9 protein-coding genes are annotated in these 16,809 nt (G+C 66.8%); all 9 read right to left on the bottom strand.

Annotated features, from left to right (window positions below; all coding sequences use genetic code 11):
- Window positions 1-6: 6 nt before the first annotated feature.
- The 9 genes from pks13 to ACWDTI_RS03450 all read right to left on the bottom strand — a co-directional run bounded on the left by pks13 (window position 7) and on the right by ACWDTI_RS03450 (window position 16,801).
- Entirely contained in the window at window positions 7-5,451 is a 5,445-nt protein-coding gene (gene pks13, locus ACWDTI_RS03410; RefSeq protein ID WP_449736632.1) for a polyketide synthase Pks13, read from the bottom strand.
- A 101-nt stretch (window positions 5,452-5,552) separates the two neighbouring features.
- Window positions 5,553-7,454 (bottom strand): long-chain-fatty-acid--AMP ligase FadD32, encoded by a 1,902-nt coding sequence (gene fadD32, locus ACWDTI_RS03415; protein WP_449736633.1) that lies wholly within the window; start codon window positions 7,452-7,454, stop codon window positions 5,553-5,555.
- Between the two features lie 244 nt (window positions 7,455-7,698).
- The gene (locus ACWDTI_RS03420; protein ID WP_449736634.1) at window positions 7,699-8,685 is read right to left on the bottom strand and encodes an LLM class F420-dependent oxidoreductase; all 987 of its coding nucleotides are present in this window, start codon (window positions 8,683-8,685) and stop codon (window positions 7,699-7,701) included.
- A gap of 187 nt (window positions 8,686-8,872) precedes the next feature.
- Entirely contained in the window at window positions 8,873-9,874 is a 1,002-nt protein-coding gene (locus tag ACWDTI_RS03425; protein ID WP_449736945.1) for a cutinase family protein, read from the bottom strand.
- Window positions 9,871-10,431, bottom strand: a complete 561-nt coding sequence (locus tag ACWDTI_RS03430; protein WP_449736635.1) for a DUF732 domain-containing protein — start codon at window positions 10,429-10,431, stop codon at window positions 9,871-9,873. Before ACWDTI_RS03430 ends, ACWDTI_RS03425 begins: the two co-directional genes overlap by 4 nt.
- Window positions 10,432-10,616: 185 nt before the next feature.
- Window positions 10,617-12,128, bottom strand: coding sequence for an alpha/beta hydrolase-fold protein (locus ACWDTI_RS03435; RefSeq protein WP_449736946.1), 1,512 nt, complete (start codon window positions 12,126-12,128; stop codon window positions 10,617-10,619).
- 261 nt (window positions 12,129-12,389) lie between these two features.
- Entirely contained in the window at window positions 12,390-13,379 is a 990-nt protein-coding gene (locus tag ACWDTI_RS03440; RefSeq protein WP_449736636.1) for an alpha/beta hydrolase, read from the bottom strand.
- A 208-nt stretch (window positions 13,380-13,587) separates the two neighbouring features.
- Entirely contained in the window at window positions 13,588-15,897 is a 2,310-nt protein-coding gene (locus ACWDTI_RS03445) for a hypothetical protein (protein WP_449736637.1), read from the bottom strand.
- A complete protein-coding gene (locus tag ACWDTI_RS03450; RefSeq protein ID WP_449736638.1) occupies window positions 15,884-16,801 on the bottom strand; it encodes a decaprenyl-phosphate phosphoribosyltransferase in 918 nt (305 codons plus the stop codon). The genes ACWDTI_RS03445 and ACWDTI_RS03450 overlap by 14 nt, the downstream gene beginning before the upstream one ends.
- Between the last annotated feature and the right edge of the window lie 8 nt (window positions 16,802-16,809).

The following is a 16,809-nucleotide window of genomic DNA, read 5'->3' on the forward strand; positions in this document are numbered from 1 at the left end:
CACTTTCTACTTGCCGAGGGCGCCGAGACGTTTGGAGAGGTCGGCACCGATCTTTCCGATGAAGGGCTCGTCGACGATGGACAGGTGATCGCCGCCGATGTGGATGATCTCGAGATCCTCGACTACCTCACCCCAGCGGCCGTCTTCGTCGATCTTCGCCCACTGCGGCTCGAGTTCGATTGCCCCGTCGTGCATCTTGTCCGCGCGATAGAGAATCACCTTGCCGTCGTAGCTCGTCGGCTCGATGTTGGTCAGTGCACGGTTGTCCAGGAACGAGGTGCGCTGGTGCTCGATGATGCCGCCCGGAATCTTCGTGCCCGACATGGACATCATCTCCATGATGATCTGGAACTGGCCCTCGTCGTCGGCTTCGACGAGCCGATCCATCGGGATCGGGATGTCGTCGTCGAGGTCATAGTTCTTGATGGCGAACTCTTTCCACCGCTCGAGCCGAGCACGTTTCGTGTCCGCGTTCTCCACGACGGGTTCGGACGGCCGCACCACGTCGATCAGCCCGACGAACGAGACCTCCTCGCCCTCGTCGCGCAGCACCTGCGCGCACCCGTAGGCGAGTGCTCCGCCCAGCGACCAGCCGACGAGCACGTACGGACCGTGCGGCTGGATCTCGCGCAGGCGCGGAAGATATTGGCGCACACGCTCTTCGATCGTTCCTTCAACCCGGTCGAAACCGATCACCGGTCGGTCCTCGGGCAGGCGCTTGAGTAGCGCCTCGTATGCCGAGGTGTTACCGCCGGCCGGATGGAACAAGAGCATGGGCGACGGATCGCCGGCGGCGGGGTCGTAGGACTTCTTGCCCTCGGGCACCAGGCGCAGATAGCGGATGAAGCCGTCGGTGTCGGCACTGGCGTCGAGGTACTGCCGGACGTAGTCCGACATCTCTTCGATGGTCTCCGAGTCGAGGATGTCCTCGACGTCGATGTCGCCACCGGTGCGTTCGTTGAGACGGTCCGTGAGCTGTTGCGCCACTTCCTCTTCGAGAACCGGCAGCTTGTTGAAGATGCCGCCCGCCGACTTCTTCGTCACCACCGCGTAGACGCCGAACGTCAGACGCTCGGCGGCGTCACGCGGCGGCACATCGGCGCCCGCGGCGTCGGCGACGGCGGCCTGGTCGGTGAGGTCGGCGGGACTCTTCGTGACGGCTGCCGGCGCGACTGCCGGTTCCTCGGCGATCGGGGGCACGGTGTCCGCCGCCTGAGGAGCGTCGCCGACCGATTGGTCTTCGTCGACGACCTGCGGGGTGCTGTCGGCGGGGGAAGCCTCCTCCGCCGACTCCTCGACGGCAGGCGCGGCATCGCGCTTCGCGTTCTGCTCGTCGATGTACGCGTTGAGCGCGGCGGTGTCCAATTCACCACCGCCCGCAGCGTTCTCGGCGAGGTCGTCGAGTTCGTCACGGTGCTCGACCGCATAGGCGACGAACTTGGTGACGTCGGCCAGATTGGCCTGTCGCATCGCCTGCAGCTGCAGTTGCGGGATGTCGAACTCGAACTCGACGCGGTTCTTGATCCGCACCGCCATCAGCGAGTCGAGGCCCAGTTCGATGAGCGGGATCTCGCGAGGCAGGTCCTCCGGGTCGTAGCCCATCGACTCGCCGACGATGATGGCGAGTCGATCCTCCACGGACTCATCGGAGTTCGGGTCCCACTTGTTGTCGATGTCGTGGACGACCTCGTCGTCGGTCACGACCTTGTCGTCGGCGAAGACAGCAGCCGCCGACTCGCCGGCCGCGGTCACCTCGGTCGCCGTCACTGCGGGCGCAGCCTCCGCCACGGCTCCGCCGCTGGTGACCACGGCCTCTAACAGCAGCCGGAAGTTCTTGTCCTCCTTGGCGTGCACGCTCACCGACGCGCCCCCCGGATGCGGGCTGAGCGTCGTGGTGACGGTGCCCGTCGTCGGAATCTGTCCGTGCGTGATCGCGGCGCCCACGCCCACATCGGTCATGACCTGCGCTGCGGCCGCGCGGACGAGGTCGCGCGGATCACCGATCGCCGACGCGTTGACCTCCCAGGCGTGCCGACCATCCGGCAGCGCCACATGCGATCCCGGCACGGTACCGGCCGAGCCACCGGCGGAGATCTGCGCCTTGAGCCAGAACTCCTTGCGTTCGAACCGGGTTCGCGGGATGTCCCCGAATTCGCCCGCGCCGAACAAGGATCCGACGTCGACCGCGTGGCCGTGCACGTAGAGCTTCATCAGCGCGTTGACGACGCCGTAGCTCTCGTCTTCCTTGCGCCGCAGGGTCTCGATGAGCTCGGCGTCGTGCAGACCGGACGAGAACGTCACCGCGGCAACGGAGATCAGTACCGCCGGATTCGGCGAGAGCTCCAGGAATGTGCGGTGTCCGTTCTCCACCGCCTTCGCGATGGCCTGCGAGAACCACACGCTGTGCCGAAGCCCCTTGGTGAAGTAGTCGATGGTGTGGACCGGCTCGCTGCCCGGACGATAGAAGGTCTCGCGGTCGACCGAGCTGTAGAACCCGACGGTCGGCCGCAGCGGCGCGATTCCGGTGAGCTCGTAGGCGAGTTCGCCGAGCAGCGGGTCCATCTGCGAGGTGTGGCTCGCACCCTTCGTCTGCAGCTTCCGGCCGAGCTTGCCCTCTTTCTCGGCACGTTCGACAATCGCGTCGACCTGTGCCTCCGGACCGCCGATGACCGTGTGGGTCGGGGCGGCGTAGACGCAGATCTCGAGGTCGGGGTAATCGGCGAGGACGCCCGTGATGTCGTCGGCGCTGTACTCGACGAGGGCCATCAGCCGGATGTCGTCGCCGACCAGCATGGCCTCGCCCTCGCCCATCAGGCGCGAGCGCTGGCAGATGACGCGGGTGGCGTCCTCCAGCGACAATCCGCCGCTGATGTAGGCCGCGGAAGCCTCACCCATCGAATGTGGCACGAGCACACCGGGTTCCGCGCCGTGATGACGCAGCAGGTCGGCGAGGGCGACCTGGATGGTGTAGATGCCGACCTGGCTGGTCTCGATGCCGTAGGTCTGCTCGTCGTCGAGGAACATCGCGGCGATCGAGTAGCCCAGCTCGTTCTCCACGAACGCGTCGACGCGGTCGACGTACTTCTTGAAGACCGGGTTCTCGAGGTAGAGCTGTTTGGCCATCTTGCGGTGTTGCGATCCGAAGCCGGACAGCAACCACACCGCGGATGCGGCATCGGGCGAATCCGCCACGTAGACAAGCGGATTGTTCTTGCCCTCGGCGATCGCACGAACGCCGTTGACGGCGTCGGCGTGTGTGCGGGCCATGACGACCGCACGGGAACGCGCATGGTTGCGGTGCGCCAGCGCCCGGCCGATGTCGGCGAGCGGAGTCGATTGTCCCGCTTCGGATTCCAGCCACTCCAGCAGATCCGCGGCGGCCTTGCGCCGACGCGACGGCAGGAACCCGGAGATGACCAGCGGCACCACCGATCCCTCGATGGCACACGGCGCGAAGCCTTCGGCGGGGTCCTTCTCGGTGTCCTCGGCGGGTGCGGTGTTCTTGTCGGCCTGCGCGGCCAGGATGGCGCGTTCGGCTTCGGTGAGGAACTCGTCGTCGTCTTCGTCGTCGAACGCAGGGGTCTCGATACGCGGCTCCTCCGTCGCCGCTACTCGACCAGCGGGAAGGGCTCCTTCGTCGCGGCCTGTCCGATCAGCGGGGGAGGCTCCTTCGTCGCGGCCTACCCGATCATCGGGGGAGGCTCCCTCGTCGAGGCCTACCCGATCAGCGGGGAGAGCGTCGCCGCCGGGGAGAGCGTCAACGGGAGAGCCGGTGGTCGCGGCCAGATCCGAGGGCAGCACCTCGCGCACGACGACGTGCGCGTTGGTGCCACCGAAGCCGAAGCCGGAGATACCGGCGATGGCGTGGCCGGAGTAGCGCGGCCAGTCGGCGGCCTCCGGGGTCACCTTGAGGCCGTTCGCGCCGAACTGGATGTACGGGTTGGGCTCCGAGTAGTTCAGTGATGCGGGAATCTTGTTGTGCTGCAACGCCAGGATCACCTTGGCGAGTGCGCCGGCACCAGCCGCGGACTCCATGTGCCCGAAGTTCGTCTTGGCCGAACCGAGCAGGGCCGGCGCACCGACGATACGTCCGCGCCCGACCACCCGTCCGAGCGCGTCGGCCTCGATCGGATCACCCAGAATCGTTCCGGTGCCGTGCGCCTCGACGTAGTCGACGGTGCGGGGGTCGAGCGCCGCGTCGAGGTAGGCGTCGCGCAGCACGTCGACCTGCGCCTCCGGGTTGGGGGCGAACAGTCCGTTCGAGCGGCCGTCGGAGTTCACCGCCGAACCCGCGACCACCGCGAGCACGTGGTCGCCGTCGCGGCGGGCGTCGGCCATCCGCTTGAGCACCACCAGGCCACCGCCCTCGGCGCGGATCATGCCGTCGGCGTCGGCGGAGAAGGCCTTGATGTGGCCGTCCTTGGCCTGTGCACCCACATTGTCGAAGCCCAAGGTCACCGCGGGCGTGATGATCATGTTCACGCCGCCGGCGAGCGCGACATCCGACTCGCCGGACCGCAGACTGCGCACCGCCTGATGCACCGCCACCAGCGACGACGAGCACGCCGTGTCGATGGCGAGCGACGGCCCGCGGAAGTCGAAGAAGTACGACACCCGGTTGGCGACGATCGACGTCGCGGTACCGGTCAGCGCGTACGCAGCGGTCTCCTGGGCACCTTCACCGAGGCCGAGCGTCGCGAGCATCTGATAGTCGTTGGTGGACGTGCCGATGAACACACCGACCGGGGCGCCCTTGAGGTCGCTCGCCGGGATGTGTGCGTGTTCGAGCGCCTCCCACGTCAGTTCCAGGGCGAGCCGCTGCTGCGGGTCGACCATCTCGACCTCGCGCGGGCTCATCTGGAAGAAGTCGGCGTCGAACGTCTTCACGTCGTCGAGGTAGCCGCCCTTGACGTTCGAGGACTCGATGATCTCGGCGAGCCGCGGGTCTGAGGTGAACTCGGTCCACCGGTCGGCAGGAAGATCGCTGATGCCGTCGCGGCCCTCGATCAGGGCCTCCCACGTCGACTCCGGAGTGGATCCTGCCTTCGGGAACCGCGTGGACAGGCCGACGATTGCGATGTCGTCGTCGTCGCTACGATCACGCTGCCAGTAGGTGTCGGCGGCGTCGTCGAGCAGCTCGTCCGGATCACCCTCGATGATGCGCTTGGCGAGCATCGCAATGGTCGGATGGTTGTAGGCCGCCGTCGCGGTGAGGATGACACCGGTCTTGTCCTCGACGTCGGCAGCCAGCGCCACCGCATCGCGCGACGAGAGCCCGAACTCCTCCATCGGCCGGTCCTCGGAGATCTGATCGGCCGGGATTCCGGTGGCCTCGGACACCCAGTTCCGCAACCAGTCGCGCAGCTCCGCGACGGTCAGATCACCCGCGGTCTCGCCGGCCGTGCCGTGCTCGTCGGGGGTGGTGGGCTCGTCGTTATTCAGTTCAGACATCGTTTTCCAGACTACTTAGTTTCATGGCGCCGACTCCGTCGACGCGGGTGTTGTTGCCACAGTGACCTTTGGCTCGGCCTAACACCCTTCTCCCCACGCAATCAAACGCTATCTGGGAAGGCGTTCTGCTTGTAGCCACCGCGCAGGCTGCCGTCGATGTAGGCGGCGCGGGTGGCCCGTCGCGCGATCTTGCCGCTCGACGTACGCGGAATCGAACCGGCCGGGGTGAGCAGGATGTCGCGGACCATCACGCCGTGTCGCTGGGCGATGGCGGCGCGCACGGTGTCGGCCACCTCCTGCGGATCGTGCCGCTTGCCCGGCGCCCGCTCGGCAACGATCACGAGCTGCTCGGAGGCATCGTCGGCGTCGAAGCTGAGACCCGACGTGGACTGTTCGAAGACCTCCGGCGGCAACTGATTGGCAGGCACCGAGAACGCGGCGACGAAACCCGGACGCAGGCTGGGGCTCGCCTCCTGCGCGCTGAACTCGAGGTCCTGCGGGTAGTGGTTGCGACCGTCCACGATGACCAGGTCCTTGACCCGGCCGGTGATGTAGAGCTCGCCGTCGAGCCAGACGCCGTAGTCGCCGGTCCGCATCCACGTGCCGTCGGCGGGCGCACCCTCGGAGTGACTGCCCTCGTCCAGCGGATGGGCGATCTTGTTCTCGAAGATCTCCTCGGTCTCGTCCGGCTTGTTCCAGTAGCCGGCACCGATGTTCAGACCGTGCAGCCAGATCTCGCCGACCTGACCGTCGGGAACCTCGGTGGCGGTCTCGGAATCGACGATGCAGGCCCACTGGCTCAGCGCGACCTGACCGCACGACACCTGCGCCACCGCATTCGGTGCGTGCTGGTCGACCGGCTTCATGTGGCCGGCGTTGAGCTCGTCGCGGTCGACGTAGATGATCTTGGCCTCGTTCTCGCGCTGGGTGGCGGAGACGAAGAGCGTGGCCTCGGCCATGCCGTAGCACGGCTTGATGGCCGTCTTGGGCAGACCGTAGGGGCCGAAGGCGTCGTTGAACTTCTTCATCGACGCCACGGTCACCGGCTCCGAGCCGTTGATCAGGCCGATGACGTTGGACAGGTCGAGATGCTCGCCCGGCTTGGGCAGTCCGCGGGCGGCGGCGTGCTCGTAGGCGAAGTTCGGGGCCGCCGCATAGGTCGGTGCGTTGTCCTTCTCGGCGGCGAGTTCCTTGATCCAGCGACCGGGACGACGCACGAACGCCTGCGGGCTCATGATCGTGATGTACTTGCCGCCCAGCGCAGGCAGGATCACCGTCAGCAGACCCATGTCGTGGAACATCGGCAGCCAGGTGACACCGCGTGCGTTGCGGTCGATCTCGATGCAGTCGTAGATCTGCAGGACGTTGGCCGCCACGGCCTCGTAGGTGATCTCCACCCCGGCGGGGACGCGAGTCGATCCGGACGTGTACTGCAGATACGCGACGGTGTCCTTGTTGTGGTCCTTGCCCGCGACCGGCGCCACCCAGCTCGACCCGACCGAATCGGGGACCGCGTCGACGGCGATCACGCGCGGGCGCTCCTTGGCGGGGCGGTCGGCGAAGAAGTCGCGGACGGCCTCGGCCGACTTGGTGGAGGTGAGGATCGCGCTCGGCTGGCAGTCGGCGAGGACCGCGGTCAGCCGGTCGGTATGTCCGGGTTCGTCCGGCGAGAACAGCGGCACGGCGATGTTGCTCGCATACAGGGCGGAGAAGAAGCCGATCACGTACTCGAGCGACTGCGGTGCCAGGATCGCCACCCGGTCGCCGGGCTTGGTGACCTGCTGCAGGCGAGCGGCGACGGCGCGCAGTCGCTTGCCGAACTGCGCCCACGTGAGGTCCTGGGCCTCCCCGTCGCGCTCCCGGCTGTAGTCGATGAACCGGTAGGCGAGCGTGTCGGCCTCGTCGCGGACATTGCGTTCGACGTAGTCGACGAGGGTCGCGTCCTCGGTGAACGACAAATTGCCGTTCGCGTCGAGGAACTGTTCGAATTCAGTGTTCAGCATCCGTTACTCCTGTGGCCCCCACGTGCGCGGCGATGTCCTACTCGTTCGCGCGACCGTCCCCGTCGGCCGCGGGCCATCGTCGTGCACGCCCTGTTTACTACCGCATGTCACGGTAGTCGAAACTCATTACCTGTCCGAAATACTTGCGATCGTCACGTAGCCCTTCGCGGTGCTGCAGATCGGACAAGGCCTACCTCCCGCACCGACATCGACCTCGGCATTCGCTCGCAGACCGACGGCCATCCTACTCTCCCTTGAGAATCGAGATCACCGGCGCGAACGCGTCCATCTGGGTGGGAAAAACGCCGACGTACGACATCGAGGTACGACGACGAACCGCGCGGATCTGGTCGGCGATCTCCTCGAACGAGCCGATCGCGATGTAGGGCGAGGACAGCACGTCGGCGACGGTGAACTCGGTGTCGCGCTCGATGTTGGGCGGGTAGCCCTGATCGAGGGCCTTCAGTGCCATCTCGGCGGTTGCCTCACGATCGTCGGTGATGACGATCACCGCGATCGTCCAGTTCAACTCGATGTCGTCGAACCGGTCGCCGGCCGCCACCCGGATCCGATCGACGCGCTCGGCGGTCTTGTCGAGGGTCATGTCGGACAGCTTCATCTTGCCGTCGGGCGTGGTTCCCGGCGCCACCGAGATGATGTCGGCGTGTTTCGCGGCGAGCGCGAGCATCTTGGGACCGCCGCCGCCCACCGCGATCGGGGGACGCGGACCCTGACGTGGACGCGGGCTCCCCTCGAGGTTCTTGATCTGGTAGAACTCGCCGTCGAAGTTGACGGTCTCACCACGCAGGAGACCGTCGAGAATGGTCAGCGACTCGTCGAGGCGGCGGATACGGGTGCCGGGTGACTCGAACTCGATGCCTGCCTTGTCGAACTCGTCACGCATCCAGCCGGCGCCGATGCCGAGCTCGAGCCGCCCCTTGGACAGCACGTCGATGGTGGTGGCCTCCTTGGCCAGGATGGCCGGGTGGCGGAAGCCGTTGGCGAGCACGGACGTGCCGAGCCGGATGGTGCTGGTGGCCTGGCTCAGCGCGCCGAGCGCGGCGAGCGGACCCACCTGATTGCCGAGGTGGTCGGGCACGGCGAAGGTGTCGTATCCGTACTCTTCGGCGGTCTGGGCCAGCTTCACGAACTTGCGGGCGCCGCCCTCGTCCTTGTTGCCCTCGCCGCCGGCGCCGAACCGGAACTTACGCAGCTGTCCGGCTTCGCTCATACGCTGTGTCTCCTCTGGTGTGGCACGTGCTCGGGTCGATGTCGCGTGCACAGTCGGCAGACAACGTTAATGCAGCACCGTGGCACCACCCAAACACATCGTCCCCCGCCGGCCGGTGGTTACCGATGGATTGACCACAACGCCACAAACGGGTCGTGTGACCCAGTGCACCGGCGCGGAGTCTGGGTCAGTTGTGGGCCGGCCGTGGCGCATCGTCGATGACACCGCTGGACCAGCCGTACATCCATTGGGTGGCGGTCGTGCCGTCGAGCGACCAGTACCGGGAAGTCGCGTACATCGCGTGCACCGGATTGTTGATCGCACCGGCGAGCTGCGCCGCGGCCCCGATCGGATTCGCCACCGTCGGCGAGTCGCAGATGAGATCACCTGGTGCACAGATGGATTGCACGCGGTCCTGGAGGGTGCCGAAGCCGCCGGTGCGCGGCCCGGTCAGGGTGATGCCGGGTACCAGCCGACCGATACCCGACAGTGCGATCTCCGCACCCACACCGCTCGGGCTGGGTCCGATGTCGTTCTGTTCACCCGGCTGGCGCCGGCCGTCGGCGATGAGTCCGACACCGAGCACGAGGTCCTCATCCGCGGCGTCGAGGACGCCACGGCCGTTCCCGATATTGCTCGCCAGATCACCGGCGATCACCGCTCCCTGGGAGAAACCGAGGATCACATAACGTGTCAGAGGACACTTTTGGTTGGTCGAGATGATCTTGCCCGCGGCCCGCTTGTATCCCTGCGTCCGGGACACGTTGTAGTCGACCTGGGTGTCGGTGAGATTCGTCGGATTCCGGAACTGCGCGACGTAGGGCACCGTCCACACCGCTGTCCGCGACGTCGGGAACTCATCCTGCAGCGCGCTCGACACCCGCAGCATCAGCGAACGCGGATTAGAACTCGGATGAACCGGATCGTCCTCGGCCGACGACTCCCAGGTACCGGGGATGACGACGGTGAGCACGTCGGGACAATCCGCCGACTGCGCTTCCGGACGCCTCACCGTCTCCGACGTCGACGGCCCGCCGGGGATCGGGATACGCGGTGCGCTCGGCTTGAGCAGCGTGATCACCAGGACGACGATCAGGATGATCGCGATCAGGGCGAGCAGCCCGAGGAAGATCAGGAATTTGGGCAGCCGGCGTTTGCGGCGTGCCCGTGCACGTGTCGCCACTCTCAGCAGTAGTGGTCGTCGGCGGCTTTGATCACCTTGTCGGCCTTGGCGTTGGCCTCGACGACGGTCTTGGTGCCGGGTCCCACGGATGCGGTGACGAAGGCCTTCACGGTGACCGGATCGGTGCCCTTACGCCGCTCGGCGCACACGTATTCGGCCATGGTCAGGGCGATCGAGTTGTCCGTGTCGCCCATGAACGTGACGTTCTGCGCCTTGAGCGCGGCCAGGTAGGCCTTCGCCTTCGGGGTCAGCTGCTGACCGTTGGGGCCGGGGAAATCCTTGGGCACGCTGGTGCTCGGATTGGGCGCGGTGGCGGGCAGGGCGGTACCGGGTTGCGTCGACGGCGTCGTCTTGTTCTCCTTCGACGGCGTGGACGTCGGGGTCGCGCTCGTCGACGCCGCAACGGACTCGCTCGCCGGCGTCGAGTACATCGACGTGGTGGTGACCGGATTGCTGGTGATCGGTGCGGTGGCCGTCGAGTCGTCGGCACATGCCGAGACCGAACCCAGCGCCAGCGCGGCCCCCGCCGCGACCAGCGTGAGTCGCAGGAACTTGCTCGTCATCATCACTTCCTTGTCGGTTCTCCACCCGGGCCGTGCACCATGCGTCAGGCTACCCGTTGAACCATGCCCTTCCGACGCAGCGACCCGCCCGACCTGCGACAACGCGGCGATTCCTCAGCGAAGTCTCAGCCGTGGTGCAGCCCCGCACTCAGGTTCGCGGTGCCTGCGTGCGGGGCCGGCGGCACTCACTTGGTGATGCGCGCGCCGCCCTTGGGAGTCCAGACGATCTTCCCGCGCTGGAAGGTGTTGAACCGGCCCTGTCCGTCGCGGGTGGGCAGTTCGCTGCTGGTCGGCAAGCCGAGTGGTCCACCTGGTCCGCCCGCTCCGGCGTAGGCGCCGCCGATACCGCCGCCGACCATCTTCGGTCCCTTCGGCCCGGTGATGATCCGGGCGCCGCGGAAGTCCTGAGCCCGTCCGCCCGGTACCGGGTACTCCGGTGTCAGGCATTCGCCGAGGGAGGCACGGTTGGCGTCGTACACCTTCTTGATCGCACCGCTGACGCGGCACATCGGTCCGTCACCGGCCAGGCCGAGCGCGGCGGCCGCCTGCGGCCACGCCTGTTGCATCTCGAACTCCCAGTAGGGCCAGGTGTGTGTGCCACTGGGCCGGTACACCGCCTGTCCGGGGATACCCAGTTGGTTGAGCTTGATGGCGAACTGCTGCGAGGTGACGCGGCTGAGGATCTCGAGGCCGACGCCGGAGTAATTGGTGGCCAGCATCGGGATGTCCGACGGCTTGTCGTGCGGGCCGATCAACCCGTTGCCCGACGACACGTACAGGCTGGTGCCGCGCAGTTTGTCGGCCAGCAGGTACGGGTCGTGTTCCTTCCACGCCGGGTCGCTGGGCGGACCGAACATCTTCATCGAGTCGTAGCCACCGCCGTCGCGCAGCGCGAACTGAATGGCCTGCGGCATCCCGTACGACGTCATCTGCAGGATGCCGGAGAACGACCCCGCGAACTTGTAGAAGCCCGGGTTGCGGGCGGCGAGCATCATCGCCGCCGAACCGCCCATCGACAGGCCCTCGATACCCCGCACGTCGGTCGACCGCCATTGACCTTCGATGATCGGCGGCAACTCCTTGATGATGAAGGTCTCCCAGCGGTACAGCTTGCCCTTGTCGGGCTCCTTCCAGTCGGTGTAGAAACTCGACTCGCCACCGATCGGCAGGATGACGTTGACGTTCTTGTCCTTGTAGAAGTCCTCGATGTTGGTGTTGATGATCCAGCCGCTCTGGTCATCTTGGGCGCGCAGACCGTCGAGCATGGTGAGCTGCGCGAACTTCTGGTTCGGCTTGGCCCACCAGTCACGGGCCAACAGGATCTGCACCTGGATGTCGGTGTTCATCGCCGGCGAATGCACCCAGAGCGCGACCCGACGGTCGGTGTACCAGTACGTCTTGGTGACCTTGACCACGCCGACGGGTGCCGCGGCCGGAGCCGGGGCCGGGGGCGGTGCCACCTGCGGAGCCGGGGCGGCCGGCGGTGCCGCCTGGGGAGCCGGTGCCGCCGGCGGAGCAGCGGGAGCCGGTGCGGCCGGAGAGGCAGCCGGCGGAGCTTCGGGTGCCGGTGCGGCCGGGGAGGCGGCCGGCGGAGCGGCGGGAGCCGGCGCGACCGGGGACGTGGGTGCCGGCGCGGCCGTGGCCACGGTGGTCGGCGCGACGACGAGCAGCGCGGCCGTCACGGCACCGGCCGCCATAACCGCCGACCGCACGAGGAACCCGCGCCTGGCATTCCGGTCCACCTTGGGACCCCGACTCACTTGACCGACCACCACTACTCCTTCACACCCCACCTGTCAGATCGGCGTTTCGGCTGGTCGGTATGCAACTTTAACCCCATAAGTCACATGAACCTCACAGACAACACAACGCCCTACGTGCTTTCATACACGTAGGGCGTTGTGTTGTACGTTCGCCACGCTGTGACGCGTGGGATTTCTGTGACTGGAGTTATTCGGTCAGTGGAAGAACCCGCGGTTCTTCGCGTTCCAGAGCATGTCCTGCCAGTAGCCCCATGCGTGGGTGCCGTTGGCGTAATACGTCATGACCGGCAGTCCCTGGACGAAGGCGGCCGCTTCGAACGCCTTCGCCTGCGTGAAGGCGAGGAACTCCAGCGTCGAGCCCTTGAACAGGTCGTCGAAGACGTTGGGCAGCGCGTTGTACTGACCGAACAGCCCGTTGCCGGAACCGACGAAGATCTTCATCCCGTGCATGCGGTTGATGTTCAGTAGCGGATCATTCTGGTACCAGCGGATACTCCACGGCGGTCCCCACATGCAGTCGATGTTCCACGGCTTGGGGTCGACGTCGAACATGGCGAGACGCAGCGCGGTGTGCATGCCGGGTGCGCTCAGGAAGTTGTAGCCCGAGAGGGATGCGGCACGGTCGAAGTTGCGCCGGTTCTGCGCGCCGATGACGAGCGAGGCGTTGCCGCCCATCGAGAGGCCGGCGATCGCGTACTTTCGGCTCGGGCCGACCCGGAACCCGCGAGCGTCGAGCGCACGCACGAGCGTGTTGGTGATGACGCAGTTCCAGGTGTAACGGAAACCCTGGCCGTTGAAGTTACTGGGCGCGTCCCAGTCGGTGTAGAAGCTCGCCGGTCCACCGATCGGTTCGACGACGTTGACGCCGGAGCGCACCATCTCCTGCACGTTGGTGTTGATCTCCCAGCCGCTGTAGTCGTACTGGGCGCGCATGCCGTCGAGCAGGATGACGGTCTTGTAGTTGCCGGGGCGCTTCCATGCGCGCACCTTCACGCTCGGCATCCCGCAGCCGTTGACGTAGAACTGCTGGAGTCCGACCTGCGTGCCACCGATGCGGGCGTTCGCCTGTCCGGCCCCGCCGACGACGCCGGCCAATCCGATGACCGTCGCCACTGCGACGAATGCGGCCACAAATCTGCCTCGGGTACCCCCGCGGCGCCGCAGCTTGGCAGAAGCTTCGCGCATCGCCTGATTTCTCCCTCTGTCAGTCAATCGACACCCGGTCGCTGGTCCTCCCCCGAACCGGCGCATACGCACCGTTTCGGGAGCCTATTGCATCCCCCGGGGGGTGACAAACCAGAAGTCCAGGTGCCCTGGTCACGTTGGTGTATCGACCAGAACCCGACGAACGTTACCGATTCGAGACCTTATGAGGCAAACCGGGCAAGCCGGATCACTTGGGATGAATCCGCGGAGGCATGGTGAGTCCGCACCGCAGGATCTCGTATTCGGGCTCGCGCTCGATCCGATAGTCGGTGAACTCGAACGACTTGCGGAGGTTCTGCTTGAACCGTGCGAACGTCCACGCCGACTCGTACGAGACGAACCGGTCCTTGGTCGCGGGGCAGGTGAGCGCCACCTCCGCCTGACGGACCACGTCCTCGTCGAGGTAGCCGGGCAGGCCCGGTTTGCGCGGATATGCCCCCGACTCCGCGACCACCCACTCCGACGGCAGGTTCTTGTCATGACCGATACGGCCGTCGGTCAGACGTTCGGTGTGGGCGGCGAGCGGGTAGGCCAGACCCATCTGGTCGACGACCCGGACGTCGAGCGGGGCATTCATGCTCGTCATGCCGAGGTTCAGGAAGTACACCGTCAGCTTCCGCTTGTCCTGCGGGGTGTCATCGGGCAGCTTCGCGATGAACCACTCGTCGTAGTTCGACGACGGCAGGATCACGCCACCCTGCGAATGGAACTCGTCGATCCACTCGGCCATCGCCCGCATGCGCGGGTAGTCGAGGTAGTCGGATGCCGTCACCGGGTTCTCGTTGCCCATGTTGGTGACGTAGAAGCGACGCTCGTCGACGATGCCGCTGCGGCCGATGTCGATGCCGGCGTTCGGCAGCGTGTTCTGGTGGCAGACGACGGCCCACACGACCGTGGTGACCCACATGGCGGCCAGCACCCCGGCGGTCGCCAGCTGCAGCCGTGGACTCCGCCGAGACCGCGCCGGAACAGCATCGTCCGCGGCGCTCGTCGAACGGGCGGGCAGGGTGATGGGTAGCACCATCAACGGCAGCAGCAGCGTGAACAACGGCACGAGCAGCACCCGGCCATGCATGAAGTCGCCGCCCTGCCGCATCCAGTAGAGACCACCGATGAGGCCGGCCACGATCACCGTGACGACCACCGCGGTCGGTGTCTGCAGTCCCGACGACCAGCCGGACACCCGGCCGCGCCAGCCCTTCGGCGCTGCGGTCTCGGGCGCTGCGGTCTCGGGCGCTGCGGTCTCCGGTGCTGCGGGCTCCGGCGCAGTGGCGGCCTGGGACGTTGCGCTATCGGGATCCGCAGCGTCGGGCGCAGCAGTCCCAGCGTCTGCGGCCTCGGGCGCCGCGGTCTCGGTCCCTGCGGTCTCGGTCCGCGCAGCCTCGGTCCCTGCGGTCTCGAGCGCCACCGTCTCGGTCCCAGCCGCCTCGGTCCCACGCGCCTCGGTGCCAGCGGTCGGCGCGGTCTCGGTCCCAGCGGTTTGCCGCACCGCAGTCTCCCCGGTGCCGGCCGCCTCCTGCTGCCCCCGTCCGCGGTAGGCGATGACGAGCAGGATGCCGGCGATGATCGCCAGGATCACCGGGAGGAGCAGCGCGTACGGACCGAAGAGGTTGGCCAGATAGACGAAGCCCTGGTGCCACTTCGATCCGCTGGCATCCTTCGCGACCGCCGGGTTCGGCACGAGCAGCGCGTAGTAGCCCATCCGGAAGATCTGATAGCCCACCGGCAGTACGGCCGCCACGACGACGACCCCGAACCGCATCGGCCAGGACAGTGGTGCCAGCACGACGAGCAGCAGGACCAGACCGCCGAACACGGCGAGTTCCGGCCGGATCAGTGGGGCGAGGCCGGCGGTGAATGCCAGCAAGAGGGTCGCGGTGTTGGCGGCGACACCGCCGCGGCGCCGGCGGCTCCATGCGACGAGCTGACACCACAGGACGGCGACCCAGAAGATGGCCAGCCCGTTCTCGAGGCCGCTGGTCGCGAAGTCCCGAGCGGGTGGCAGCGCTATGTAGATGATCGCGCCGAAGGGCAGCAGCAGCGTGTAGCCGTTCCCGGTCAGTCCGCCGAAGCGGGTCCGCATCAGGCGGGCGGTGCCGTACATGGCGATCGGGATGGCGCTCAACGACAGCACCAGCGCCACCCAGAGGGCGACGTATTCGAGCTGGCCGCCGGTCACCCAGGCCCAGAACCAGAGGACGTAGGTCCAGGCGGTGGAGGTGTTGGCCTCCACGCGCTCACCCGCGTTGAAGACCGGACCGTTGCCGGCGAACAGATTGCGCAGCGTGCGCAGCACGATGAGACCGTCGTCGGCGATCCACCGACGCTGCCATGCCCCGATGGCGAAGAACATGGTGACGGCGACGGCCCCGACGAGGAAGCTGATGGTCGGCACCCATTGCTGTGCGCCCCACCGGCGCCGGCCCCGCCGCTGCGGGCCCGGCTGTGGTCGGAAGTCCCCCGCCGTCTCGTCGGGGATGGTCTCAGTTGACTGCATAGACAGCGATACCCACACAGACCACCCACGCCACAGCGAGTAGTTGCAGAACGCGGTCGCCGAGCGCGATCTCCTCCGGCTCCCCCGCCTGGCCGCCGTCGATGTCGACGGCATAGCGCAGGATGGCGATGGTGAACGGCACCATCGAGATCGCATAGGCGACGTTGGTGTCGTGTGAGGTCTTGTCGAAGGCCCACAGGCCGTAGAAGATGACGACCGCGGTCGCCGAGAGCGTCCACACGAACCGCAGGTACGTCGTCGTGTAGTACTGCAGCGCCTTCCGGATCTTCGCGCCGGTTCGCTCGGCCAACTGGAGTTCGGCGTAGCGCTTGCCGGCCGCCATGAACAAGGACCCGAACGCCATCACCAGCAGGAACCACTGTGACAGGACGATCTCGGTGGCCACACCACCCGCGATCGCACGCAGCAGAAATCCCGACGACACGATGCAGATGTCGATGACCGGCTGGTTCTTCCAGCCGAAGCAGTAGCCGAGCTGAATGCCCAGATAGACGGCGATGACGACGGCGGTCTGCCAGTTCGCGACGAACGAGATGCCCAGCGCCGCCACACCCAACACGATCGCGAGACCGTACGCCAGTGACACGGGGACCACACCCGCGGCGATCGGGCGGAACCGCTTGGTCGGGTGATTCCGGTCCGACTCGACGTCCTTGGCGTCGTTGATCAGGTAGATACACGACGCGGCGAGGCAGAAGGCGACGAAGGCGATACCGGCGTGCCACAGCACGTCGACGTCGGTGATGCTCCCGGCCGCCAGGGGCGCAGCCAGCACCAGGACGTTCTTGACCCACTGTCGGGGTCGAATGGCCTTGACCAGTCCGGACGCCAGACTCTTCGGGGGGCCCTTCACCGGTTCCTGCTCGATCAGCTCTTCGCTCATGTCCTCGG

This window comes from Gordonia sp. NPDC003424 (assembly GCF_053588655.1).